Raw genomic sequence first — 24,894 nt, forward strand, 5'->3', positions numbered from 1 at the left:
GAGAACGACAAGCCGTTTCGCCTGGGGAAGAAGCAGCCTTTCTGGATGCCGGACACCGAAGAGGTCATAGCCGAACTCGGCAACGAGCCGCCGCTGATCGCGGACGGCCGCAGCGGTCCGCCTGACCGCCGCGAGGTCTCGGCGCGCTGGCTGTCGGGCACGTTCCTCACCGGTGTGACCTCGAGCGTGTTGATGGGCGTGGCCTTGTTCGCCGCCCTTGATGGCCGCCAGCAATTGGCGACTCCGCCGGAAATCGCCGAGCTCATCGGTCTTGCCGGCGGCGGCGATGATTCCGGCGAGCAAGCAAAGACCACCAGGCTCGTAGCACCCCGCCAGATCGCCCGGGCAAAAGACCGGCGGCGCATGGAAGTGTCGATGGTCACCAAGGTCGGCGACCGCGACGTTATCCACACCATGCCTTTCGTGCAGATCAAGATGGCCTTGGCCGCCGGCCACACCACCAACCGCCCCTATCCGCCCTTCGACCCGTTGCAGGTGTTCGGCGACGACAGCGACGACAACGCCCAGCCGGCAACGGCCACCGCGGCCGCCGCGCAGATCTACGGCGCCAAGGTCGAGAGCGAAATGAGCCTCAAGACGGTCGATTTCCCGATCGAGACGGCTTCATTCGACGAAAAGAGCGACCTGTCGGCCGACGAGGTGGAAAAGGTGGTTCGCGACGCCAGCAACGGCTTGAGCGACGGCGCCGTCCAGGTGGCGGCGCTGCATTATGTCGATCCGCAGCGATTCGGCGACGCCTTCGCCGAATCGATGGCCGGTTCCTACGACGTGAAGATCACCCAGGAAAACGTTTCGGTGGCGCCGCGCGCCACCCTGGAAGATCAGACGCCGGCCTTCGCCGAGGAAATCATCCCCTTCACCGAGGATACCGATATCGCCGAGGCCTATGCCGATTCGGGCTACACCGGCGCTGACGCCACCGGCATGGCGGAAGCGATCGGCAAGTTGTTGAACGCCACGGCGCTCAAGGCCGGGACGGTGCTGCGTGTCGGCCTCGAAGTGCGCGGCGACATCGCCAAGGTCGTGCGCACCAGCGTCTATGACAAGACCACGCACATCGTCACCATCGCGCTCGACGACCGCGGCCAGTTTGTGCCGGCCCAGGAGCCGGAGCCAAATCCCGAGCTTTTGACGGCGTTCGATGATTCGCAGCCGGTGGTGGTGCGCGGCAACCTGCCCAATGTCTATGACGGCATCTATCGCACCGCCTATTCCTACGGCATGTCGAAAGCGATGACGCAGAAGCTGATCAAGCTTCTCGCTTCCGACGTCGATTTCCAGTCGCGGCTTTCGCCGGCCGACCGGCTGGAGGTGCTGTTCTCGCAGCCCGACGGCGACGACCAGACCTCCGACAATTCCGAGCTTCTCTACGTGTCGGCGACCTTCGGCGGGCAGACGCGGAATTTCTATCGCTTCCAGATGCAGGACGGCAGCACCGACTATTTCGACGAGAACGGTTCGAGCGCCAAGCAGTTCCTGCTGCGCAACCCGCTCCCCAACGGGCGCTTCACCTCCGGCTTCGGCGCGCGCCGTCACCCGATTCTGGGCTATGTGCGCATGCACACCGGCACGGACTGGGCTGCCCCCATCGGATCGCCCATCATCGCGGCCGGCAATGGCGTCGTGGAAAAGGCCGGCTGGGCCGGCGGCTATGGCAAGCAGATCATCATCCGCCATGCCAATGGCTACGAGACGTCCTACAACCACCAGAGCGCTTTTGCCAAAGGCATCGAGCCCGGCCTCCATGTCCGCCAGGGTCAAGTCATCGGCTATCTCGGCCAGACCGGCCTGTCGACGGGCCCGCATCTTCACTACGAACTCATCGTCAATGGCACCAAGGTCGATTCAATGCGCGTGCGCCTGCCGGTCGGCAAGGTGCTGAAGGGTGACGATCTCGTGGCCTTCAAGAAAGAGCGCGAGCGCATCGACGATCTTCTGAAGCAGGAAGACGGCAACTCGCTGAAGGTCGCCAGCGCCAAGACTGATTCGCAGCTTCCGAACTAAGCAGTTCCAGGAACCGCTCCACCTGTTTCGACGCAATTCCAGACGGAAGGCTACGGCGAAGTCGACGGGCCTAACCGCTCACACTTTTCCTGGAATTGCTCTAATCGCGCGATTCGTCTGTCTGCCGCGGCCAGGGCGATGCCTGTCCGGGAACCGTGAACCAGGCGATAAGGGAAGAAAGCACGCAAAGCAACGCCGTGACCGCCGCGACCGCGGTGAAAGCCGAATCGCTTGCCGCCACTCTGGCCGCGTCGAGATTGGCCGCAAGCCCGGAAGCGGGCGGCTCGCCGAAACCTGGCACCCCGGAAGCATTGCCGATGATCCGCGCGTAAACCCAGGCCGCCAGCGAACCCATCGCCGCCACCGCGATCAGGCCGCCGACGCGCGAGACCGCATTGTTGATGCCGGACGCGGCGCCGGTATCCTTGTCCTCGACGGACGTCATGACCGCGGTCGACAACGGTGACACGACTTGCGCCATGCCTAGGCCCATCAGCGCCATCAGCGGAAATGTCCCGGTCCAGAAATTGTGGATGCCGAAATGCGTGAGCAAAGCGAGGCCGGCGAAGGCGATGGCGACGAACATGCTGCCGCAGGCGATCGGAAAGCGCGGACCGATCCGGTCCGACCACTGGCCGACCGGCCCGGACAGGAGCGCGATCAATGCCGACAAGGGCAGGAAGATGAAGCCGACCTCGGCCTCGCTCAACCTCCAGCCGGCGATCAGAAGCATCGGCAGGTAGAACAGATTGGCCGACAGCGCGAAATAGAGGAAGAATGTCGCCAGGTTGGCGCCGGCAAAGGCGCGGATGCGGAACAGGCCGAGATCGATCATCGGATCGCGCTGCCAGCGCTCATAAGCGATGAAGACAAAGAGCAGGACCACACCGGCAACGATCGCGGGCGTTGACAGCATTCCGCCGCCTTCGGCATTCATGGCCGTCAGCCCGTAGGCGAGCAGGCCGAAGGCAAGCGTCGCCAGCGCGGCGCCCCCAAGGTCGAGGCTGCGTTTTTCGGTCGGTTTGTCGGCCGGCAACTTGGCCAAAAGCAGATAGATAGAGATCAGCCCAAGCGGCAGGTTGATGGCGAAGATCGCGCGCCAGACCCCGTTGCCGAACGTCGTCAAAACGAAGCCGCCCAGAACGGGGCCGAGCGCCGTGGTCAGCGCCGAAGCGGCGGCCCAGATGCCGATCGCCCGGCCGCGCTCCTTCTTCGGATAGGCTTTGGCGATGATGGCGAGGCTGCCCGGCACCATGATCGCCGCGCCGATGCCCTGGATGGCGCGGAAGGCGATCAAAATGGCCGGGTCGGGAGCCACCGCGCAGGCGAGCGAGGCGGCGATGAACAGTGCGATGCCTGTCACGAAGGCGCGCCGCAGCCCGAACCGGTCGCCTGCGGCGCCGCCCGCCAGGATGAGCGCCGACAGCGTCAGCGCATAGGCGTTGGAAATCCACTGCGCCTCCGCCAGGCTGGCGCCGAGGTCGGCGCGCAGCGCCGGCATGGCGATCGCAAGGATCGAGCCGTCGATGAAGCCGAGTGCCGAGGCGAGGATTGCCGACACCAGCACGAATTTGCGCTGCGTCTGGGGACAGAACGTGCCGTTCGCGCGCGCGGGCGAATGCGAATCGGCCGTGGTTTCGCTCGCGGATGACATGGGATCCCTGCTTAGCCCTCTTGCGTGGGCGCAACAACAAGCCAGAGCATCGCTGTTCTTGAAACCAGATGGCACTGGTCGGGTGGCGAGGTGAACGGCAATCTTGAAGGCAAACCGCCGATCGCGTGCTAGGTTCCAACATTACGTATGGAGGGGGAAGCCATGAAGCGGCCGCTCGAACCGTCGGCGGAAGGACGCGGGCGCATCGTCGGCATCACCGACGGCGTCTTCGCCATCGCGCTGACCCTGATCGTGCTGGAGATCAGGGTGCCGGCGCATGAGGCGGTGCACTCGGAAGGCGAGTTGCTCGGAGCGATCCTCGCGCTCGCGCCACGCTTTCTGACCTATGCGCTGAGCTTCCTGACGCTCACCATCTTCTGGTTCGGCCAGCAGGCGCAGCATGGCCTGATCGCGAAGTCGGACCGCAGGCTGGCGACGCTCAACCTGTGCTTTCTTGCCTTTATAGCGCTATTGCCCTTCTCGACCGACCTGCTGGCCGATTTCCTCGAGTTCAGGATCGCGGTGCTGGTCTACTGGCTGAACCTGCTGATGCTGGGCGCGACGCTGTTCGCCAGTTGGTGGTATGCCGACAGGAACGGCATGATCGCCGAGGACGTCGACGCTGAAACGCGGCGCACCGTCTACAATCGCATCGTCAAGGCGCAGGCCCTATGGGCGGTCGGCGCAGCGCTGTGTCTGATCACGCCGCTGCTCAGCATCGGCTTCATCCTGCTGGTGCAGCTCATCTATGCCGCGGCGCCGCGCGCCTCACTGCTGCGTAAACTCATCGGTTGAGGTCCCGCCGACCTCCGCGATTGTCGGTCCGCCGACGAACTCCACCGTGACGCCCGGCGACACCAGCTTGGCAAGCTCGCGTGCATCCCAGTTGGTCAGGCGCACGCAGCCATGGCTCTCCGTCTTGCCGATCTTGGAGGGATCGGGCGTGCCGTGGATGCCGTAGGTCGGCTTGTCTAGCGCGATCCACACCGAGCCGACCGGACCGTTCGGTCCCGGCGGGAGAGTCAGGATCTTGTCGTTCTGGCCCTGCTTGAAATTGATGTTGGGGTTGTAGGTGTAGTTCGGGTCGAGCGCGATGCGCGAGACGGCATGGATGCCGGTCGGCGACGGCGTGTCAGCCGAGCCGATGGTGGCCGGATAGGCCGCGACCAGCTTGCCGCTGCCATCATAGGCGTAGACTTCCTTCTTGGTCTTGTCGGCGACGATGCGCGTCACCGGCGTCGAGACCAGCTTGCCGAAATTGGCGACCTCGATCATCGTGCCGGGGCGATTGAAGTCCACCCCCTTGTTGATCGACTTCAGATAGGTCTCGTCCATGTGGAAGCGCTCGGCCAGCGCCTCGGTGACCGAGGTGTAGCACATGCAGTCGAGCTTGGCCTTCTGGCTGTAGTCCTCGGGGATCGAGGCGACATACGGGCCGGCAACATCTTCCGGCGTGATCGTGTAGGAAGCGAAGGCGTCGCCGCCCGACTGGGCGAGCGCCGCCTGGATGCCGACCGCATCGGTCGATTTGAGATTGGTGCCGTTTATTTCGTTATAGGCGGCCAGCGCCTTGTCGACATTGGAGCCGAAGCGCCCATCGATCACGCCCGGCGAGGCGCCGCCGCGATCGAGCAGCACCTGCAGCGCGGCGACATCCTGACGCACCCCGAGCGACAGCGACGGATCGACACTGGCCTTGCCGCCCGTGTTCGGCGGCAACGAGGCCTCCGGATTGGTCTGCAGCACCTCGCCCTGGCCCGGCTGCTCCGGGTCGATCGACGCCTCGTTCAGCGGCTGGCGCTTGATCGTGTTGGACTTCGGCTCTTCCGGATAGGTGGTGGCGTAGCCTTCGTCATTGTTGGGCGCCGGCGGATAGGCATCGACGGAATTGTCGCCGCTATTGGGATCGTATTCGTCGGCCGGCGGCGGGATGACCCGGCCATTCTCCTCCAGCTGCCGCCGGCGAAAGCGGGCCATGTCCTCGGGGTTGTCGAGATAGTAGCGGTCGTCGTCCTCGGCCGGCGCGCGGCCGAGCTCCTGCGTGCGCATCTGCCGGCGAAGCGCGCGGCGGTCGAGCCTGCTGCCCGGCGGCTGGATGGCGATGACCTTGCCGGTGTCGGCATCGACCAGCACCCGATTGCCCCTGGCGTCGTAATAGATGTCGATATTGCCTTCCTGGGCCAGCATCAGCACGCCGCGTTCAGCCGGGCGCACGCCTTGCGGGCCATCCGCGCTCGGCGCGGCGAACGCGCCGGAAGACGCCAGCCCGGCCGCGAGTGCCGATAGGGAAAAGATCAAGCGCAGCATGGGGGTCAAGCTCTCCGGTCGACTCTGGCTTCTGACGGGCGAATCTTCGCCAGCAAACCAGTTACCCAAGTTAAGGTTCCAACATGAACCGGGCATGAAGATGGCGGATTTCCAGTGCCTTGAGGAACATCAGCCAGTTTGCGCGAGCCCCAATTGCTTGCGTGCCTGTCTGGTCAGCTTCAGCACGACCAGGCGGTGGCTTTCGCGCAGATAGTCCTTGAGCGCCGCATCATCCATGCTTTGGCTTGTCTGACGCTGGATCCATTTCATGCCGCGCGAAGCGAGATAGGGCGCCGGCCGGCAGCCCGGCTGATCCTTTAGCACGTCATAGGCCATCTCGGAACATTTGAAGGTGACGAAAAGCTCGCCGCCGTCGTTCCAGCCGCCGATGGCGAACACCTTGCCGCCGACCTTCCAGACATGGGCGCCGCCCCATTGGACGATATGCGTCGTGGCGGGCAATGAAGCGCAAAAGCCGTTGTAATCGTCGAGCTTCATCGAGTCCTTCCCGGTTATCCGAATCGGCAGCCGATTATGCGCAGTCACCGGGAATAACAAAGCGCGCCGCACCGGTGCGACGCGCTTCGCGTTCATTCAAGCTCGACCCGGATCAGGCGGCGGCTTCCGTCGCCACCACGGTCGGCTTTGAGCGGAAGTTCAGCCGATCGGAACCCGCCGTGACCTTGACGGTCGAACCGTCGAGGATCTCACCGAGCAGGATCTTCTCGGCCAGCGGGTCCTGCAACTCCTTCTGCATCACCCGCTTCAGGGGCCTGGCGCCATAGGCCGGGTCGTAGCCTTTCGAGGCCAGCCACTCGATCGCGTCATGATCGAGCGACAGCGTGATCTTGCGGTCGACGAGCAGGTTCTCCAGCCGCTTGAGCTGGATCTCGACGATGCGGTCCATGTCCTGCCGGCGCAGCCGGTGGAACAGGATCACCTCGTCGACGCGGTTGAGGAACTCCGGCCGGAACGAGGCTTTCACCACGCTCATCACCTCGTCGCGCACGGCATCGACATCCTGGTCGTCGCTGAGGCTGACCAGGTATTCGGCGCCGAGGTTCGACGTCATGATGATCAGCGTGTTGCGGAAGTCGACCGTGCGGCCCTGGCCGTCGGTCAGCCGGCCGTCATCGAGCACCTGCAGGAGCACGTTGAACACGTCCGGATGCGCCTTCTCGATCTCGTCGAACAGCACCACTTGGTAAGGCCGGCGCCGCACCGCTTCGGTCAGCGCGCCGCCTTCCTCATAGCCGACATAGCCGGGAGGCGCGCCGATCAGCCGGGCGACGGAGTGCTTCTCCATGAACTCCGACATGTCGATGCGCACCAGCGCCGTCTCGTCGTCGAACAGGAAGCTGGCCAGCGCCTTGGTGAGCTCGGTCTTGCCGACGCCGGTGGGCCCGAGGAACATGAACGAGCCGATCGGCCGGTTTGGATCCTGCAGGCCGGCGCGGGCGCGCCGAACAGCCTTGGCCACCGCCTGCACGGCCTCGCCCTGGCCGACGACCCGCTTGCCGATCTCGTCTTCCATGCGCAACAGCTTCTCGCGCTGCCCTTCGAGCATCTTGTCGACCGGAATGCCGGTCCAGCGCGACACGACATGCGCGACGTGGTCAGGGGTGACCACCTCTTCCACCATGCCGGTCTTGCCGTCCTGGGCCTCGGCTTCCTTGAGCTTCTTCTCCAGTTCCGGGATCTTGCCATAGGCAAGCTCGCCGGCGCGCTGGAACTCGCCCTTGCGCTGCGCGATCGCCAGTTCGTTGCGCATCTCGTCGAGCTGCTTCTTCAGGTCGGCAGCGAGGCCGAGCTTCTGCTTTTCGGCCTGCCACTTCGTGGTCAGCGCGGTCGATTCCTCCTCGAGGCCGGCGAGTTCCTTCTCCAGCCGGGCAAGCCGGTCCTTCGAAGCCTCGTCCTTCTCGACCTTCAGCGCCTCGCGCTCGATCTTCAGTTGCATGATGCGGCGGTCGACCTCGTCCAGCGCCTCGGGCTTGGAATCGACCTGCATGCGAAGCCGCGACGCCGCCTCGTCTACCAGGTCGATCGCCTTGTCCGGCAGGAAGCGGTCGGCGATATAGCGGTTGGAAAGCGTCGCTGCCGACACCAGTGCAGAATCGGAAATGCGCACCTTGTGGTGCTGCTCGTATTTCTCCTTCAGGCCGCGCAGGATCGAGACCGTGTCCTCCACCGTCGGCTCGTCGACGAAGACGGGCTGGAACCGGCGGGCAAGGGCGGCGTCCTTCTCGACATGCTTGCGGTATTCGTCGAGCGTGGTCGCGCCGACGCAGTGCAACTCGCCGCGCGCCAGCGCGGGCTTCAACAGGTTGGACGCGTCCATAGCGCCGTCGGCCTTGCCGGCGCCGACCAGCGTGTGCATCTCGTCGATGAACAGGATGATGTTGCCGCTGGCCGAGGTGACCTCGTTGAGCACGGCCTTCAGCCGCTCCTCGAACTCGCCGCGATATTTGGCGCCGGCAATCAGCGCGCCCATGTCGAGCGCCATCAACTGCTTGTCCTTCAGCGATTCCGGCACGTCGCCATTGACGATGCGCAGCGCCAGGCCCTCGGCGATCGCCGTCTTGCCGACGCCCGGCTCGCCGATCAGCACGGGGTTGTTCTTGGTGCGCCGCGACAGCACCTGGATAGTGCGGCGGATCTCGTCGTCGCGGCCGATGACCGGATCGAGCTTGCCCGCGCGGGCGTCGGCCGTCAGGTCGCGCGCGTATTTCTTCAGCGCGTCATAGCCTTGCTCGGCGCTGGCCGAGTCGGCGGTGCGGCCCTTGCGGATATCATTGATAGCCTGGTTGAGCGCCTGCGCGGTGACGCCCGCCTTGGACAGGATGTCGGCGGTCTTGGCCGACTTCTCCATGACGAGCGCCTGCAGCAGCCGCTCGACGGTGACGAAGCTGTCGCCGGCCTTCTTGGCCAGGTCCTCGGCGGTCGAGAACACCTTGGCGAGCGGCTGGGCCAGATAGAGCTGGCCATTGCCGCCTTCGACCTTGGGCATGGCCTCGAGCGCCGTCTCGACGCCGAGCTTGACGTCGCGGGCATTGCCGCCGGCGCGCTCGATCAGGGACACGGCAAGGCCCTCGTCATCGTCGACGAGCACCTTAAGCATATGTTCAGGTGTGAATTGCTGATGGTTGCGCGAAAGCGCCATGGTCTGCGCGGACTGGATGAAGCCGCGCACGCGCTCCGAGTATTTTTCAAGATTCATATCTGTCTCCTTCCGTCACCGGCCCGCTTTGCGGCACCGGATCAGATTGCGGTGACGGACCCGCTCATAGGAGCCGAGCCCTGTTCAGCCGAGATATGGTGTATGGGGTGCGGTCCCTCAAGACGCCTTGATGTCGATCAAAGCAGAATATTCCACCGCATGTCGCCCCAAAAATGCGCGGCGGTTTTGGGGCAAGCGACATGCATCGAGCAAAGAGACCTAAAGCGCGCCGTGACGCGCTTTAGCCGCGCGCGAACGAAAACGGCGGAGAAAGATCCCCGCCGTTTGCAATGCCTGAAATGGCGTTTGTGTCAGTTGTTCGCGTCGGCGGTCACAGGCTCGCCGGGAGCTTCGCCGGCGACCGGCGCCGGCTCGCTGGCGACAGGCTCGCTTGCCGGCCTTGCCTCTTCGGCGGGCTTGGCGCCGGCCTCGCCGCCATTGTTCGTCGCATTGTGTGCTTCGCCTGAATTTTCGGGGCTTGCGCCCTGCGGCTGGTCGCCCTGCTCGCCATTGCCGGCATGGTCGGCATAGGTGCCGCGCGGGCGGCGCGGACGCCGCGGCCGGCGACCGCCACCATTGTCCATGGCGGCTTCGTTGAGCTCGGCCTGTGCGGCGAGCGCTGCCGGCGAGAAACTGTCGAACTGCGGTGTCTGCTCGGCCTGGGTTCCGGCCTCTCCAGCGGCCTCGGGCTGCGCCGGGGTCTCATTGCGCCGGTTCTGGTCGAGCTGCTGGCCGCCATGCTCGCCGCGCTGGCCGTTGTCGCCACGCTGACCGTTCTGGCCGTAGCCGCCGTTGCGGCGGTCACGATGCCGGTCGCGGCCATTGTTGTCGCGGTTGTCGCGCTGGTTGTTGTCGCGCCGGTTGTTGTCGCGGCCGTTTTCCTGGTTGTAGGCGAGCTCCGCCGGCGTGCCTTCGATCACAGGCTGCGGCCCCGAGCCGTTCGCCGCGGCCGGCGCCTCGGCTCCACCGCCGTTGCTGTTGCCGACAGAATCGAACTCGTCACGATCCTCATCGAGATCGTCGTCGAAGTCGTCGCGGTTTTGCTGGGCGTTCTGGATCGGCATCTGCGCCTGCGCGGCGGCAATGATGCGATTGTAGTGCTCGGCGTGCTGGAGATAGTTCTCCGCCATCACCCGGTCGCCGGAGCTCTGCGCGTCACGGGCGAGTGTGGCGTATTTTTCGGCGATCTGTTGAGCCGATCCGCGGATCTTCACGTCCGGGCCGTTGCTCTCGTAGGTGCGGGTCAGGGGATTTGGCCCCTTGCGGTTGTTGTTGTTGCCACCGCCGCCATTGTTGTTGCGACCGCGCATGCGCCTGTTCTGCTGTTGTGGCCTCATTAGACTCTCTTCATAGTGGATTTTCGAAAAACTCTTCACGAACGGAGGCGCTCATGCAGCCAGCCGTTTCGTTTCTTCACCGGCGTTCGCCCGCATCAATTGCGTTGGCGCCACGTGCCATCCTGTTCCGGTTACATCACTTGCCGGACGATTCCCGCACGAAGCTTGGGCGTCGTTTGCGCAAGAAGGCAGCTATTTCCAAGGAAAACCGAATCGCTGGGAGCACTGCCTGCTTCGTCTCATCCGGTTGAGCCGGACCCTAACTGCATTCCCTTATATTGCCAAGCGGTTTTTTCGCGCTGTATCAGGGCTTTCGCCGCTCAAACACCAGAACTCTGTCATTGCCGCCGAGGTCGCGATGTGTTCCGGTTAACACATAGCCCGCTGCCGCGAATATTCCGCTGACCTCGTTTTTCTGCGTGTGGCCGATCTCGACCGCTACCCTGCCTTGCGTTTCCAGAAATCCTGCCGCTTCGGCGGCGATGACCCGGTAGGGGTCCAAACCATCCGCACCACCATCCAAGGCCCGGTGCGGGTCGAAATCGCGGACCTCGTCCTGCAGATTTCCAATCTCTCGACTGGGTATATAGGGAGGGTTCGAGGCAATTACATGGTAGGAGCCCGAAACTTTTTCGAACCAGTTGGAATGCAAGGCTTTGAAGCGCCCGCCGAGCCCCAGATCCCGGGCATTTCCGGCCGCAGTCGCCAATGCGTCTGGTGAAATGTCGACGCCCGTCGCGGTGGCAACCGGAACGGCGTTGAGCAGGGCCAGCGCGATGGCGCCGGTTCCGGTGCCGAGGTCGAGAATGCGGCATTCGCCGAGCCTTTCCGCCGTTGTCCTGGCGAAAGGCAGAATGGCGTCTACCAGCGTCTCGGTGTCCGGCCGCGGCTCAAGCGTCTCCGGTGAGAGCGACAGGCGCAAGCCGTAGAATTCGCGATAACCGAGGATGCGGTGCGCCGGCTCGCCTGCGACGCGACGCCTCAGGGCCGATTCGATGGCCGAAAGCGCCGCCGAACCCACCTTTTGCCCTGGGTCGGCAATTGCCTGGGTGCGGGTCGTGCCGGAAAAATGTTCGACGATCAGCCGGGAATCGAGCCCTGGATCGTCAATGCCGGCGGTGGCCAGACGTTCGCGCGCCGCCCTGAGCAGCGGGCCAAGCGCGGCGGGCAGTCGATCAGCCATCGAGGCTCATATCGGCAAGCAGCTTCGACTGATGGTCGGCGATCAGCGCGTCGATGACCTCGTCGAGCTCGCCCATCATCACCCGGTCGAGCTTGTAGAGCGTGAGGTTAATGCGATGGTCGGTGACGCGCCCTTGCGGGAAGTTGTAGGTGCGGATGCGCTCCGACCGGTCGCCGGACCCGACCTGCGATTTGCGTGACTCAGAGCGCTCCTCATCCGCGCGGCTGCGCTCGAGGTCGTAGAGCCGCGCGCGCAGGATCTGCATGGCGCGCGCCCGGTTCTGGTGCTGCGACTTCTCCGCCTGCACCACCATGATGCCGGTTGGCAGGTGGGTGATGCGAACCGCCGAGTCGGTGGTGTTGACGTGCTGACCGCCGGACCCCGAGGCGCGCATCGTATCGATGCGGATATCCTCCGGCCGGACGTCGATATCGACCTCCTCGGCCTCGGGCAGCACGGCGACCGTCGCCGCCGAGGTATGGATGCGCCCGCCGGCTTCGGTTTCCGGCACGCGCTGGACGCGGTGAACGCCGGATTCGAACTTCAGATGCGCGAACACGCCCTTGCCCGACACCGAGGCGATGATTTCCTTGTAGCCGCCGACCTCGCCGTCGCTGGCCGAAACGACCTCGAAGCGCCAGCCGCGCGAGGCGGCATAGCGCTCATACATGCGGAAGAGATCGCCTGCGAACAGTGCTGCCTCGTCGCCGCCGGTGCCCGCGCGGATTTCGAGGATGGCGTTCCTTTCGTCGGCCGCATCCTTGGGCAGGAGCAGGATTTGGATGTCCTTCTGCAGCGCCTCGATGCGGCTCTCGACCTCCGGCAGGTCCGCCTCGGCCAGGGCCCGCATCTCGGCATCGGTTGCCTTGTCGGCGAGCATCGCCTCGAGATCCGCCTGCTCCTGCTCGGCGGCTCGCAACGACCGGATCTTGCCCACCATCTCCTGGATGTCGGCATATTCGGAAGCCATTTTGACATATTGATCGGCGGCAGGCCCGGCCGCCATCTGCGCTTCGAGCATGTCGAAACGCTTGACGACTTGATCCATACGGTCGCGAGGCAGGTTGATCATGGTCTTCGAACTTCGATGGAATTCACGTCAGGGCGAGTCGAAAATGGCGAGTTTCGAGAACTGGAGCCGAATGTACATTTAGGTACATGAGCACCGGGAGCGCAGAAAATCGCCATTTGCAGACCGCCCTCACGTGAATCTATAGCGGAATAGAACGGTCGTCGGCAAACGCCTGCAGCAGCGCCCGCATCGGCGTTCCCAGGCTGGGCGCCATCAGATTGTCCTTGAAGAAGTCTTTCAGCTCCTGCAGCGGCAGCTCTGTCAGCATCGCCTTGACCGGGCCGATCGAGGCCGGCGACATCGAGATCGAGCGGAAGCCGAGGCCGATCAGCGCCATTGCCGAGATCGGCTTGCCGGCAAGCTCGCCGCACAGCGTCACCGGCGTGTTGTTGCGCACGCCGGCATCGGCAATCGTCTTCAACACCCGCAGGAACGGCGCCGAAAGCGTGTCGAAACGGTCGGCAAGCTGCGTGTTGCCGCGGTCGACCGCCATCATGAACTGGAAGAGGTCGTTGGAGCCGACCGAAACGAAATCCACCGCCTTCATAAGTTCGTCGAGCTGGAACAAGAGCGAGGGCACTTCCAGCATCGCGCCGAGCTTGAGGCTGGTGGGCAGGTGATGGGCAAAGCGCGACAGGTGCCGGACCTCCCGGTCGATGATCTCGCGCGCCTGCGCGATCTCCGACAGCTCGGTCACCATAGGCAGCATCAGCTTCAGCTCGCGGCCGCCGCTGGCTTTCAGCAGCGCCCGGATCTGCGTTCTGAGCAGGCCGGGACGATCGAGCGTCAGCCGGATCGCGCGCCAGCCGAGCGCCGGGTTTTCCTCCTGGATCGCGCCCTTGAAATAAGGCAGCACCTTGTCTCCCCCGATATCGATGGTGCGGAAGGTGACCGGCTTGCCGCGCGCGGCATCGAGGACGTCGCGGTAGAGCCGCTCCTGCGCCTCGGCGCGCGGGAAGGTCGAGGCGACCATGAACTGCAATTCGGTGCGGAAGAGTCCGATGCCGGCGGCGCCCGATTCGGTCAGCTGCGGCAGATCGACGGCAAGACCCGCATTCATCAGGAGATCGACCGGAACGCCATCCTTGGTCAGCGACGGCTTCTTGCGCAGTTCCCGGTACACTTCCTGCCGTCGGGCCCGGAACCGGACCTTTTCGGCATAGGCGGCCTCGAGATCCGACTGCGGCCGCAGGTGGATGGTCCCTTCCTCGCCGTCCACAATGATGGCGTCGCCGTTTTCCGCCATGGAAACGGCGCCCTTCATCTGGCCGGCGACGGGAATGCCCATGGCGCGGGCGACGATGACGACATGGCTGGTCGCGGCGCCATCCTCCAGCACCAGGCCGCGCAGCTTGTCGCGCGGATAGTCGAGCAGTTCGGCCGCGCCCATCGAACGGGCGACGATGATGGCGTCCTTGGGCAGCGCGGCCGCGACATCCTCGGGGCCGCGCCCCATCAACTGGCGCAGGAGCCGGTTGGCAAGGTCGTCGAAATCGCTCATCCGCTCGCGCAGATAAGGGTCTGTCATGTGCAGCATGCGGGCGCGCATGTCGCTCTGCACCTTCTCGACCGCCGCTTCCGCGGTCAGGCCGTTGCGGATCGCCTCTTCCAGCCGGCGCACCCAACCGCTGTCATTGGCGAACATGCGATAGGCCTCGAGCACCTCGCGGTGCTCGCCCTCGAAGGCGACTTCGCGCCGCTCCAGCATGTCGTCGATGGACAGCCTGAGTGAGCCGAGCGAGGACTGCAGCCGGCGCACCTCCTCCTCGCTGTCCTCGTTGAACAGGTTGGTGACGACGATGCGCGGCTCGTGCAGCACGACATGGCCGAGGCCGACGCCCTCGTTGAAGGAAAGGCCGGTGAAGCTCACCGGGCGGCGCAGGTCGAGCTCCAGCCCGGGCCGGGTCAGGCGCGCGAGATCGCCGGTGGCGATCATCTCGGCGATCACCATCGCCGTGGTTTCCAGCGCCTCGACCTCGTCGTCTCGATAATGGCGCATGGTCTTGTTCTGCACCACCAGCACGCCCAGCGTGCGCCCCGCCCTCAGCACCGGCACGCCGAGGAAGGAGTTGTAGATCTCTTCGCCGGTCTCCGGCAGATAGGCGAAGGCCGGGTGCTCCTGCGCGTTGGACAGGTTGAGCGGCCGCGCGCTGGCGGCAATCGTGCCGACCAGGCCCTGCCCCAGCCGCAACTGCGACAGGTGGACGGCGTTGGGGTTCAGACCTTCGGTGGCGTAGAGCTCGAGCACGGAGTCGGCGCGCAGCACATAGAGCGAGCAGACTTCCGCCACCATGTTGGAGGCGATGTCGCGCACGATACGGTCGAGCCGCTCCTGCGGCTCCAGCGGCTCCTGCATGAGCTCGCGAAGCCGTTTGAGCAGAACGCGCGGGCCACCGGCCGTATCACGCATCGCGGCTTGTTCTCCAATGGGCATTTCGCCCGCCGCAGTTTCTCCCGCGGCCGGCGTTCACGCAACAACTGACTCAGTTCTTGCTATTGCTTATCCAGACCGTAGACGGAATGCAAAGTACGAACTGCAAGTTCCGTATAGGGACCATCGATCAGTATCGAGATTTTGATCTCGGAAGTGGTGATGGCGCGGATGTTGATCGCCTTGTCGGCCAGCGCCTTGAAGGCGGTGGCGGCGACGCCGGCATGGCTCCTCATGCCGATGCCGATGACCGAGACCTTCGACATGCCGGCTTCCGACTGCACGACATCGTAACCGACTTCGGCTTTCAGCTTGTCCAGCACGGCAAGCGCCTTGTCGACATCGCCCGACGGCACCGTGAAGGTCATGTCGGTGAACTTGCCGTCCTCGGAAATGTTCTGGACGATCATGTCGACATTGATGTTGGCCTCGGCCAACGGGCCGAAAATGCCGGCGGCGACGCCTGGACGGTCGCCGACGCGGCGCAGCGAAATCTGCGCTTCGTCCTTGGCGTAGGCAATTCCGGTGACGACCTGCTGTTCCACGATCTCTTCCTCGTCGCAAATAAGCGTTCCGGGCGGATTGAGTAAATCCCCCATTCCGGGCGCATCGGGATCGTCGAAGGACGACCGCACGAAGGTACGCACCCTGTGTACCATGGCAAGCTCCACCGAGCGCACCTGCAGAACCTTGGCGCCAAGCGAAGCCATTTCGAGCATTTCCTCGAAGGAAATCTTGGCCAGACGCCGGGCTTTCGGCTCGATGCGCGGATCGGTGGTGTAGACGCCGTCGACATCGGTATAGATGTCGCAGCGGTCGGCCTTCACCGCCGCCGCGATCGCGACGGCGCTTGTATCGGAGCCGCCGCGGCCGAGGGTGGCGATGCGGTTGTCCGGCCCGATGCCCTGGAAACCGGCGATGACCGCCACCTGGCCCTCGCCGAAGCGCTTGATCAGGAAGGCGCCGTCGATGTCGAGGATGCGCGCCGCGCCATGCGCATTGTCGGTCTTGATCGGGATCTGCCAGCCCTGCCACGAGCGGGCGTGCACCCCCATGCTCTGCAGCGTGATCGCCAACAGGCCGGCGGTGACCTGTTCGCCCGAGGCGACGACCGCGTCATATTCGCGCGCGTCATGCATCGGCGAGGCCTCGCGGGTCCAGGCGACCAGTTCGTTGGTCTTGCCGGCCATGGCCGAAACCACGACCGCCACCTCATGGCCGGCATCGACCTCGCGTTTGACATGGCGCGCCACATTGCGGATGCGGGCGATGTCGGCGACCGAGGTTCCGCCGAATTTCATCACGATACGCGCCATGGAAGCGAAATGCCTTTGACTGAAGCCGGCGCACGGCCGGAACCGAAGGAAACGCCAGGGGTTAAGCCAGGCGCGGAAATGCGCGGCCTCCTTAGCCAAAACAACAAGGCTTCGCAAGCGAGCGAGCCTATAGCCGCCCCGACGACGCTCATCCTGACGGATTTCTGTCGCCGATCATGCCATAGACTGCCGAAACCCGGCCTTTGGAGCTTCTCATGACCGAAACCCTGGAAATCGTCACCTTCCGCCTCAAGCCCGGCACCGAAGCCGGCTTTGTCGCCAACAACCGGGTCATGACCGACTGGCTCGCCCGGCAGCCGGGCTTTCTTGCCCGTCACCTAGGGAAGCGTGAGGATGGCACCTGGGTGGATGTCGTGCGCTGGCAGAGCCTGGATCAGGCCCAGGCGGCGGCAGACCGCATTATAGCCGAGATCGGCGACAGCGAGGCCATGCAGGCGATCGAGCCCGCCAGCGTTGTCATGAGCCATGCCGAGATTGCGCTGTCGCGCTGATCGCGCAACTTGCTCAGGCAGCGCTTCGCCACAGGCTTGGATAATCGACAACGAAGCCGGCCAACGAAACCGTCAGCACGCCCTCATAACCGAACATGGGCGCGGCGTAGGCGTAGCGGCTTTCGTCGAGCCGACGATAGGTCTGATCGAGGCGCACAAGCTCGAGCTGGGGAAAAGCCAGATAGGCGGCTGGGGCGGGCGTCGTCTTGCCGGGGCCAAGATCGAGGCGGCGGATCGGCAGAAGATTGGTGGCGGGTGTGAAACCGAGGTCGATGTCGACAAGGCCGGCTGCCTCCGCCTGGCCCTTGCCGTTGAGCAGCCATTGGCCGTCGGCCCGGCGCTCGATCTCAAAGCGCAACTCCTGCAGCGCGACAAAGCCGTCGACCCGCGCCGCGCGCGTGCGCCAGCCGGAATCACAACTCACCTCATAGGCAAGGCTGGACGACTTGCCGTCATGGACGAAGAGGGCATGTCCCTTGAGACACCAACCATCATCCGTCTCGCCGAGCAGGCAGGCATCGTGGCCTTCCTGGTCGAGCCGGCGCCAAAGGATCGAAGTCTCGATGCGCATTTTTGATCCTCCTGCCGGTGCCGGCTGTCCTGTATTCGTTCTTCATTCCGCTTTGTTTCGACGCGCGGCAAGTCAGCTGCCATGTGCTGACAGAACGCCGGGCCGCGCCGCAGGGTTGCCGGGGCGCGCATGGCGGCAGCCGAAAAACCCTGCCTTGACTTTTGGCGCCAAGGGCCCGACTTCCTAACGCTCTACAGCGCCGCGCGTCCTCTCGGACGCGCAAAGGACGCTGTAGCAGTTTGACTTTGCGCATGATCCTTTTCCGAAAATCGATTCCGATTTTCGGGGTCATGCGCTGGAGACCCGCCTATGCCAGAGCCCCGCCGATCGACCATCGATGCCGGAGAAGTCGAACGCTTTTCCGCCCTTGCCGCCGAATGGTGGAACCCGAACGGCAAGTTCCGTCCGCTGCACAAGTTCAATCCGGTTCGGCTTGCCTATATCCGCGACCAGGTAGCGGCGCGTTTCGGCCGCGATCCGCGCGCGGCGCGGCCTTTCGAGGGCCTGCGCTTCCTGGACATCGGCTGCGGCGGCGGCTTGCTGTGCGAGCCGATGGCCCGGCTTGGCGCCGAAGTGGTCGGCGCCGACGCTTCGGCGACGAACATCGAAGTGGCCAAGCTGCATGCGGCGGAAGCCGGTGTCGGCATCGACTATCGCGCCGCGACGGCCGAGGAACTGGCGGACGCCGGCGAGACCTTCGATGTCATCCTCAACATGGAAGTGGTCGAGCATGTCGCCGATGTCGACCTGTTCGTCGCCAAATGCGGCCAGATGGTCCGCCCGGGCGGCATCATGTTCGTCGCCACGATCAACCGCACGCTGAAGGCGCTCGGCCTTGCCATCATCGGCGCAGAATATGTGCTGCGCTGGCTGCCGCGCGGCACGCATCAGTTCGGCAAGCTCGTGCGGCCGGACGAATTGGAAAAGGCGCTGGGCGCCGCCGGGCTCACGGTGATCGACCGCACCGGCGTCATCTATCATCCGCTGGCCGACCGCTGGCAGCGCTCGAAGGACATGGACGTCAACTACATGGTGCTGGCAGAGAAAGCCTCGGTCTGATCGCGTCAGACCTCAGGCTTCCAACGGCCGATAGCCGCCCCGCCAGTAGATCAGAGCCTGCCCAGCGTCCTGGATTCTGACAGCTTCGACCGAGCCGATGACGATCGAATGCGCGCCGCGGTCGATCATCTCGTCGAGGCTGCAGTCGAACGCGGCCACCGCATCGGTGAGCAACGATGCGCCGGTCTTCAGCGTCGTCCATTCGGCACCCTCATAGCGGTCCTTGCCCTTGATGCCGCCGAAGCCGGAGAAGCGCTCGGCCACCCGCTGGTGCTGAGGCCCGAGCGAGTTGACGCCGAAATGCCGGTAGCGCTCGACGACCGGCCAGGTCGACGAGGAGCGGTTGACGCAGGCGATCACCTTCGGCGGTTCCGCCGACAGCGACACCACCGAGATGACGACAAGGCCGGTACGGTCGTCGCCGACGCCGGCGGTGATGACGCTGACATTGCCGACGATGAGCCGCATGGCGGCGCGGAAATCCGCGACGCTGACCGGACCTTCCGCGTTGGCCATGGCTTTCTCCTTTTTCGCCGAAAGCAATCTCACGAAAGATGCGTAGTTGTTCTCTGTCTGGAACAGCGTCAAGGCGAGCTTAAAGCATGTCTCCCGAAAATGGGAACCGGTTTCGGGATAAGGACATGCGCCGCGAGCAAAGAGGATTAGCTGCGGGACGACGCCGGCTCGATCCGGACCGACGCAGGCGCGCCGTTTTGGCTTTGCGCCTTCGTGGTGATGAACACACCGGCGGTGATGATGGCCGCACCCAGCCAGGTCAGAAGCTGGTAGTGCTCGCCGAGAAGGATCGTCCCGGCGAACAGGCCGACGGCCGCTGCCACATAGCCGATCTGGCTGAGATAGACCGGGCCGCCGACGGCCTGCAGGCGGAAGAAGAAGACGAACATTGCCGAGGCCGAGGCGACCTGCCCGACGATCACCAGCGGCACTCCGGCGAGCGGTGCGAAGGCCTGCCAGCCCAAAAGCGTCAGTATGCCGATGAGGAGCAGCGTGGCCGAGGCCAGATGGCTGCCGACGGCGAGCTCGATCGGGCCGGTGCCTTCCGGCCAGTCGACGGTACGATAAATGTTGCCGGCGGCAAGGCTGACCGGGATGAGCAGCCCGATCGCCACCCAGAAATAATCCGCCGCTTGGCCGGCCTCGCCGCGCGTCAGCGCGACCATCACCGCGCCGACGAAGCCGACGGCGATGCCGATGACGCCGAGCAGGTTCGGACGCCTGACGCCGAGCAGGATCGAGAACACCAGCGTGATCACCGGCGACAGCGTGAACATGATGCCGGTGTAGCCTGCGCCGAGATGCGGGATGGCGGAAAACATCAATAGATTGGGGATGGCATAGGAAATCGCCGCGGTGACGAAGAAATAGCGCAGCTTGTGCGGCGTCAGCCGGATGCGCTCGCCGCGCAGCAGAAGCGCAAGCAACAGCACTCCGCCTGCGCCGACCGAGATAATGAAAGCCCAGACCATGGCCGGCACTCCGGCGGCGGTGGCGAGCTTGCCGAAGGGCAGCGTCATGCCGAGCAGGCCGCCGGTCACGACCAGAAGGCCGATAGCCGAATCCCAGAGAAATTTCATCGGGCTGTCCTGTCGCTGCGTGACCGCTTGGCGGCCGGTTCTTCATGCGATAAGATAGCGTAAAGATTCTTTACGTCAAGATACTTTGTGGTGAGCGATATGGATCGGGCGGGCAGGGCTATGGAACAGTGGCGGGGGGAGCGGCCGGATCTTGACGTGTCGCCGATGGGGGTGATCGGACGGCTGAACGAGGCCTCGGCGCTCATTGCCCGCGACCGGCTCGCGCCGGTCTTCGCCCGGTTTGGATTGCAGGCCGGCGAGTTCGACGTGCTGGCGACATTGCGCCGCTCAGGCTCACCCTACGCGCTGACGCCGACCGAACTTTATGAGGCGACGATGGTGACGTCCGGCGCCATGACCGCCCGCCTCGATCGCCTGGAAAAGGCCGGTCTGATCCAGCGCGCCCCGCACCCAAGCGATCGGCGCGGCGTGGTTGTCCAACTCACCGCGAAAGGCCGCGAGCTCACCGACACCGCACTTGCCGCCCATGTCGCCAACGAGCATGAAATCCTCGCCGGCCTGACGCAAGAGGACCGCGAAATGCTGGCGAAACTGCTGGAAAAACTCATCGGAAGCTTGAGTTCGCCGCCCTAATTTCGATCGTCCGGAAAGCTCGGGATCGGCATGAACTCGACGCCATCCTCGATCAGGCTTTGCGCCTCCTCCGGCGTCGCCTCGCCGTAGATGCCGCGCGGATCGGTCTCACCGAAATGGATCTTGCGCGCTTCCTCGGCGAACTTGTCGCCGACATAGTCGGCATTCTCGCGCACCTTCTCGGCCAGCGCCTTCAACTGCGCCAGCGCCTGTTTCTGCGCTTCGCCCATGGCCAAAGCCATCTTCTCCTGCTTGCGCGACGTCGAGACGGCCGGCGCCATCAGCGCCTTCTCTATCTTTTGCGAGCCGCAGGTCGGGCAATCGACAAAGCCGCGCTTCTTCTGGGTGTCGAAGTCGTCATTGCTGCGAAACCAGGCTTCGAATTCGTGCTCGTGCTCGCAGATCAGGGAAAAGCGGATCAAGAGGCAGCACCCCTGAGACGCGGCGCTTCGCCTGCGCCGGCATTGACGATGAAATCCCGCGCATTCCTGAGATTGGGGATCTTGCGGCGCGCCGCAAGCGACTGCGCCGGATCGATCTCGGCAAGGATCACGCCCGGCTCGTTATGCGCGGCCTCGGCGATGACGCGCCCCCACGGATCGACGATCAGCGAATGGCCATAGGTCTCGCGCCCGTCCTCATGCAGGCCGCCCTGCGCGGCGGCGATGACATAGGCGCCGTTCTCGATGGCGCGGGCGCGCAAAAGCACATGCCAATGCGCCTCGCCGGTCTGGCGCGTGAAGGCGGCGGGCACCGTCAGCACCTCGGCCCCGGCCATCGCCTCGGCGCGGAACAGCTGCGGGAAGCGCAGGTCGTAGCAGACGGCAAAGCCCAGCTTCGTCCCTTTGACGTCGGTCACGACCGCTTCCGTTCCCGGCTCGTAGGATGCGGATTCGCGCCAGCTCTCGCCATTGTCGAGGTCGACATCGAACATGTGGATCTTGTCGTAGCCGGCAATCAGCGTGCCGTCGGGTGAAAACAGGAAGGCGCGGTTGGCGAGCTTGCCGTCTGCGCGACGGATCGCCGTCGAGCCGATATGCAGGTGGATGCCGAGCTCCTTAGCCAACCTGCGCGCGGTGGCGACGACAATGTCCTTGTCTTCGGTGGTGAAGGCGGCCGCGCCGGCTTCCTTGTCGCGCACCAGCGCACCCGTCATTTCCGGCGTCTGGACATAGGTGGCGCCCTGGCCGGCGGCCTGGCGGACCAGGATTTCCATGTCGGCGGCGTTGCGTTCGGGGCTCGTGCCCGAACGCATCTGCACGGCTGCGGCCTTGAAACTACCCATGATCATCTCCCGTTGGCGAGCATCACATCCAGCCGGCCCTGCGACTCCAGATCATGGAGATCGTCACAGCCGCCGACATGCGTGTCGCCGATGAAAATCTGCGGAAAGGTGGTTCGCCCATGCGCCTTGGAAATCATTTCCTGGCGCAGTTCCGGCGAGAACGAGGCGTCGTGCTCAGTATAGGCCACGCCCTTGCGGTCGAGCAGCCGCTTGGCGGCGCTGCAGTAGCCGCACATCATCCTTGTATAGATCGTCACATCGACCATCGATCACAATCCTGCCAATGCATGTCGCCCAATGGTTGTATGGAAGCGACCTGCACCAAAAACAACGTTTGAGTTTCTATATAGTCGCGGACTCATCCGCCCGAAAGTCCCCCGGCAGGACTCGGGCGAACGTCAGCACGTCGACCGCCCCGGCGCCGCCCCGCTTCAGCGCCTTGGCGACCGCCCTCACCGTGGCGCCGGTGGTGTAGACATCGTCGACGACCAGCACCCGGCGGCCCGCGATTTCGATCTCGGCCTCCGGTGGAACGCGGAAGGCGGCGCGCACATTCTCCTCGCGCTCATGCCGTTCGAGCCCGACCTGCTGGCGCGTCAGCTTCACGCGTTTGATCGCGGATGGCGAGAATGGCAGTCCGCTGAGCTTTGCAACGGCGCGTCCAAGCTCCGCAGACTGGTTGAACTGGCGCCGGAAGAAGCGCCGCCAGTGCAACGGAACCGGCACGACCAGATCGGCCTCGGCAATCAGCTCCGCGCCGGCGCGGACCATCCAGTTCGCCATCCAGGGCGCCAGGTCCGTCCGGTCCTGGTATTTCAGCCCCTGGACCATCTGCCGGGCGACGCCCGAATAGATGACAGCGGCCCGCGCCCGCTCGAAGGGCGGCGGATCGGCGATCGCTTCCGCCGACAGAAACCCCTCGCCCATGTCGTGGGTGAAGGGCGTGCCCATCACCGGGCACCAGGGCTTTTCCAGCAGCCTGAGCTTCGGCCAGCAGGCGCCGCACAAGACGCCGGGCTGCGACACATGGCGACGGCAGCCGGCGCAAACCGGCGGAAACAACAGACGCGCCGGCCAGGCCAGTGCCTGCCGCGTCATGTCCTGAACCGCGCTGGTCTTGATCTTGTGCACCGGATCGGCCACGTGAAAGGAAACCCCTCGCCACATTAACACCACTCCGGCGGGCGCGGACAACAGGAAGCTTTTGATTGCAGCCTTTGATTGACACTGAGCTCTGGCTCGCGCGCAAGCGCCGGGCCCTCGCCCGCCCCGTCGAGGGTGCCGATTTCCTGATGCGGCGAGCGGCCGAAGACCTTGCCGATCGGCTGGGTGCCGTCGAGCGCCGCTTCGGCAAGGCGGCCGCGCTGTTCTGCCAGACGTCGGCGGCGTTCGAGGTGCTCGCAGCCAGCGGCAAGGTCGGCGAGATCGTGCGCGTCGAGATGGACGAAGCGCTTCTCGCCGGCGGCCCGGGCCTGGTGGCGCCGCCGGAAACCGTGCCGTTCGAGGACGGCAGCCTCGATCTCGTCGTCTCCCTGCTCTCGCTGCACGCGATGAACGACATTCCTGGCGTGCTGGCGCAAATCCGCCGGGCGCTGAAACCGGATGGGCTTTTCCTTGGCGCTCTCGCCGGCGCGGGTACGCTCGCCGAGTTGCGCGAAAGCATGCTGACGGCCGAGACCGAGCTTTACGGCGGCGCGAGCCCGCGCATCCTTCCCTTCACCGACGTGCGCGATGCGGGCGCGCTGTTGCAGCGCGCCGGCCTGGCATTGCCTGTCGCCGATGTCGAATCGGTCGCCGTGCGCTACGACACGCTGTTCGATCTCGCCGCCGACCTGCGCGCCGTGGGCGAAACCAGCCCGCTCATCGACCGCAGCCGGCGACCCGGCAGCAGGCGTTTGTTTGCCCGCGCGGCCGAAATCTATGCCGAACGGTTCTCGGACCCGGACGGCCGCATCCGCGCAAGCTTTCCGGTTGTCTGGATGTCCGGCTGGGCGCCCGACGCCTCGCAGCAAAAGCCGCTCAAGCCTGGATCAGCCAAGCTATCGCTGAAGGCGATCCTGGAGAACCCGCCGAAGAGCTGACTGCGTCTCTGATTGCCCGACCGGTTTCGTCAGTGGGAGAAGGCCTGGACCAGCCTGCTGCTGTTGTCGCTGAACAGCCATTGGAGCGCATCCGCCGCCCTGCTTACGCCGCCGATGATGGTAAGCGACAGCACGGTAACGATCAGGCCATATTCGATGGCCGTGGCGCCGGTCTCATCCCTTACGAATTGCTGCAGCAGGTTTTTCATGGCCATCAATCCCTTATGCAGAAATTCTAATGTCCTACCCGTTAAGAAAGGTTAACGGCGAAAGCTTAACAGCGAGTGAAATGCCGGTGTCTCAAAAAATCATTAACCACGTCAGCACTCGCCGCTGCGGCTGCCGTCATTGCGGATGACGCAGATTGAACTGGGCATCGGCTGCAGCACACTGCGGCGCACCGTGTATGTATTGGTGCGATGGCCGATCGATCCGGTCGCTGTCATGTCGAGCCCAACAGCCAAGCCGTCGCGGGTGCCCTGCGATCGCGTCTGGCTGTCCAGGAAGGGCGTTGCGATCAGCGCCAGCGCCACGGCGGCCGAGCCGAAGAGAAGCGTTACTCGCAGGATGCTCATGCCGGCATCCGCGGCGCGGAAGCCTCGGTCAGGCCGGATCGAGTCCCACTCTCTTTCAAGGCTCATTGCCGTTGTTCCCG

General features: G+C 64.6%; 24 protein-coding genes. 6 read left to right on the top strand and 18 right to left on the bottom strand.

Translation table 11 applies throughout. The features are described 5' to 3' along the window. Positions 1 to 45: 45 nt before the first annotated feature. Positions 46 to 2,025: a M23 family metallopeptidase gene (locus EJ068_RS09650; RefSeq protein ID WP_189342587.1), complete on the top strand. Its 1,980-nt coding sequence runs from the start codon at positions 46 to 48 to the stop codon at positions 2,023 to 2,025. A 100-nt stretch (positions 2,026 to 2,125) separates the two neighbouring features. Here EJ068_RS09650 and EJ068_RS09655 read toward each other — a convergent pair whose 3' ends face one another. Continuing rightward, a complete protein-coding gene (locus tag EJ068_RS09655; protein WP_128298054.1) occupies positions 2,126 to 3,679 on the bottom strand; it encodes an MFS transporter in 1,554 nt (517 codons plus the stop codon). Positions 3,680 to 3,841: 162 nt separating this feature from the next. On the opposite strand from EJ068_RS09655, the gene EJ068_RS09660 reads away from it, so the two are divergent. Continuing rightward, entirely contained in the window at positions 3,842 to 4,474 is a 633-nt protein-coding gene (locus tag EJ068_RS09660; RefSeq protein WP_126064260.1) for a TMEM175 family protein, read from the top strand. Here EJ068_RS09660 and EJ068_RS09665 read toward each other — a convergent pair. The 8 genes from EJ068_RS09665 to EJ068_RS09700 form a co-directional block, all read right to left on the bottom strand. Then, the gene (locus tag EJ068_RS09665) at positions 4,448 to 5,986 is read right to left on the bottom strand and encodes a L,D-transpeptidase family protein (RefSeq protein WP_127251157.1); all 1,539 of its coding nucleotides are present in this window, start codon (positions 5,984 to 5,986) and stop codon (positions 4,448 to 4,450) included. The two genes, EJ068_RS09660 and EJ068_RS09665, sit on opposite strands and share 27 nt — an antisense overlap. A 129-nt stretch (positions 5,987 to 6,115) precedes the next feature. After that, on the bottom strand, positions 6,116 to 6,484 hold the full coding sequence (locus EJ068_RS09670; protein WP_127251156.1) for an MmcQ/YjbR family DNA-binding protein: 369 nt from the start codon (positions 6,482 to 6,484) through the stop codon (positions 6,116 to 6,118). Positions 6,485 to 6,596: 112 nt separating this feature from the next. Further along, the gene (gene clpB / locus EJ068_RS09675; RefSeq protein WP_127251155.1) at positions 6,597 to 9,203 is read right to left on the bottom strand and encodes an ATP-dependent chaperone ClpB; all 2,607 of its coding nucleotides are present in this window, start codon (positions 9,201 to 9,203) and stop codon (positions 6,597 to 6,599) included. Positions 9,204 to 9,514: 311 nt separating this feature from the next. After that, entirely contained in the window at positions 9,515 to 10,540 is a 1,026-nt protein-coding gene (locus tag EJ068_RS09680; RefSeq protein WP_127251154.1) for a DUF4167 domain-containing protein, read from the bottom strand. Positions 10,541 to 10,844: 304 nt separating this feature from the next. Further along, positions 10,845 to 11,723 carry a peptide chain release factor N(5)-glutamine methyltransferase gene (gene prmC / locus EJ068_RS09685; protein WP_126081089.1) on the bottom strand — a complete coding sequence of 293 codons (879 nt, stop codon included), beginning with the start codon at positions 11,721 to 11,723 and terminating at the stop codon, positions 10,845 to 10,847. Then, positions 11,716 to 12,795: a peptide chain release factor 1 gene (gene prfA, locus EJ068_RS09690; protein ID WP_126081088.1), complete on the bottom strand. Its 1,080-nt coding sequence runs from the start codon at positions 12,793 to 12,795 to the stop codon at positions 11,716 to 11,718. Before prfA ends, prmC begins: the two co-directional genes overlap by 8 nt. 139 nt (positions 12,796 to 12,934) lie before the next feature. Further along, positions 12,935 to 15,205, bottom strand: coding sequence for a phosphoenolpyruvate--protein phosphotransferase (ptsP, locus tag EJ068_RS09695; protein WP_126081087.1), 2,271 nt, complete (start codon positions 15,203 to 15,205; stop codon positions 12,935 to 12,937). A gap of 83 nt (positions 15,206 to 15,288) precedes the next feature. Further along, entirely contained in the window at positions 15,289 to 16,542 is a 1,254-nt protein-coding gene (locus tag EJ068_RS09700; protein WP_126081086.1) for an aspartate kinase, read from the bottom strand. Between the two features lie 215 nt (positions 16,543 to 16,757). Between EJ068_RS09700 and EJ068_RS09705 the strand changes: the two genes are divergently transcribed. Beyond that, a complete protein-coding gene (locus tag EJ068_RS09705) occupies positions 16,758 to 17,054 on the top strand; it encodes a hypothetical protein (protein WP_127251153.1) in 297 nt (98 codons plus the stop codon). Between the two features lie 13 nt (positions 17,055 to 17,067). Here EJ068_RS09705 and EJ068_RS09710 read toward each other — a convergent pair whose 3' ends face one another. After that, the gene (locus EJ068_RS09710; RefSeq protein ID WP_127251152.1) at positions 17,068 to 17,625 is read right to left on the bottom strand and encodes a putative glycolipid-binding domain-containing protein; all 558 of its coding nucleotides are present in this window, start codon (positions 17,623 to 17,625) and stop codon (positions 17,068 to 17,070) included. A 309-nt stretch (positions 17,626 to 17,934) separates the two neighbouring features. Between EJ068_RS09710 and ubiG the strand changes: the two genes are divergently transcribed. Then, a complete protein-coding gene (ubiG, locus tag EJ068_RS09715; protein WP_126081083.1) occupies positions 17,935 to 18,684 on the top strand; it encodes a bifunctional 2-polyprenyl-6-hydroxyphenol methylase/3-demethylubiquinol 3-O-methyltransferase UbiG in 750 nt (249 codons plus the stop codon). Positions 18,685 to 18,696: 12 nt separating this feature from the next. On the opposite strand, the gene EJ068_RS09720 is transcribed toward ubiG, so the two are convergent. Continuing rightward, positions 18,697 to 19,200 (bottom strand): flavin reductase family protein, encoded by a 504-nt coding sequence (locus tag EJ068_RS09720; protein ID WP_126081082.1) that lies wholly within the window; start codon positions 19,198 to 19,200, stop codon positions 18,697 to 18,699. A gap of 146 nt (positions 19,201 to 19,346) precedes the next feature. After that, positions 19,347 to 20,279, bottom strand: a complete 933-nt coding sequence (locus EJ068_RS09725) for a DMT family transporter (RefSeq protein WP_126081081.1) — start codon at positions 20,277 to 20,279, stop codon at positions 19,347 to 19,349. A 99-nt stretch (positions 20,280 to 20,378) separates the two neighbouring features. Here EJ068_RS09725 and EJ068_RS09730 point away from each other — a divergent pair, with 99 nt between their 5' ends. Beyond that, positions 20,379 to 20,873, top strand: a complete 495-nt coding sequence (locus tag EJ068_RS09730; protein WP_127251160.1) for a MarR family transcriptional regulator — start codon at positions 20,379 to 20,381, stop codon at positions 20,871 to 20,873. On the opposite strand, the gene EJ068_RS09735 is transcribed toward EJ068_RS09730, so the two are convergent. The 4 genes from EJ068_RS09735 to EJ068_RS09750 all read right to left on the bottom strand — a co-directional run bounded on the left by EJ068_RS09735 (position 20,870) and on the right by EJ068_RS09750 (position 23,301). Continuing rightward, positions 20,870 to 21,295 (bottom strand): DUF1178 family protein, encoded by a 426-nt coding sequence (locus EJ068_RS09735; RefSeq protein ID WP_127251151.1) that lies wholly within the window; start codon positions 21,293 to 21,295, stop codon positions 20,870 to 20,872. The two genes, EJ068_RS09730 and EJ068_RS09735, sit on opposite strands and share 4 nt — an antisense overlap. Next, entirely contained in the window at positions 21,292 to 22,158 is an 867-nt protein-coding gene (locus EJ068_RS09740) for a carbon-nitrogen hydrolase family protein (protein WP_127251150.1), read from the bottom strand. The genes EJ068_RS09735 and EJ068_RS09740 overlap by 4 nt, the downstream gene beginning before the upstream one ends. Before the next feature lie 2 nt (positions 22,159 to 22,160). Beyond that, complete coding sequence (gene grxC, locus EJ068_RS09745; RefSeq protein WP_042647701.1) at positions 22,161 to 22,424, bottom strand: glutaredoxin 3; 264 nt, start codon at positions 22,422 to 22,424, stop codon at positions 22,161 to 22,163. A gap of 76 nt (positions 22,425 to 22,500) precedes the next feature. Beyond that, positions 22,501 to 23,301, bottom strand: coding sequence for a ComF family protein (locus tag EJ068_RS09750; RefSeq protein ID WP_127251159.1), 801 nt, complete (start codon positions 23,299 to 23,301; stop codon positions 22,501 to 22,503). 65 nt (positions 23,302 to 23,366) lie between these two features. Between EJ068_RS09750 and EJ068_RS09755 the strand changes: the two genes are divergently transcribed. Beyond that, entirely contained in the window at positions 23,367 to 24,239 is an 873-nt protein-coding gene (locus EJ068_RS09755; RefSeq protein WP_127251149.1) for a methyltransferase domain-containing protein, read from the top strand. Between the two features lie 29 nt (positions 24,240 to 24,268). Here the strand turns inward: EJ068_RS09755 and EJ068_RS09760 are convergent, their stop codons facing one another. Both EJ068_RS09760 and EJ068_RS09765 read right to left on the bottom strand, forming a co-directional pair. Then, positions 24,269 to 24,454 (bottom strand): Flp family type IVb pilin, encoded by a 186-nt coding sequence (locus EJ068_RS09760; RefSeq protein WP_126081076.1) that lies wholly within the window; start codon positions 24,452 to 24,454, stop codon positions 24,269 to 24,271. Positions 24,455 to 24,559: 105 nt separating this feature from the next. Then, on the bottom strand, positions 24,560 to 24,880 hold the full coding sequence (locus EJ068_RS09765) for a hypothetical protein (RefSeq protein ID WP_127251148.1): 321 nt from the start codon (positions 24,878 to 24,880) through the stop codon (positions 24,560 to 24,562). Positions 24,881 to 24,894: the final 14 nt, after the last annotated feature.

The sequence above is a fragment of the Mesorhizobium sp. M2A.F.Ca.ET.043.02.1.1 genome (genome assembly GCF_003952405.1).
Classification (GTDB): Bacteria; Pseudomonadota; Alphaproteobacteria; order Rhizobiales; family Rhizobiaceae; genus Mesorhizobium.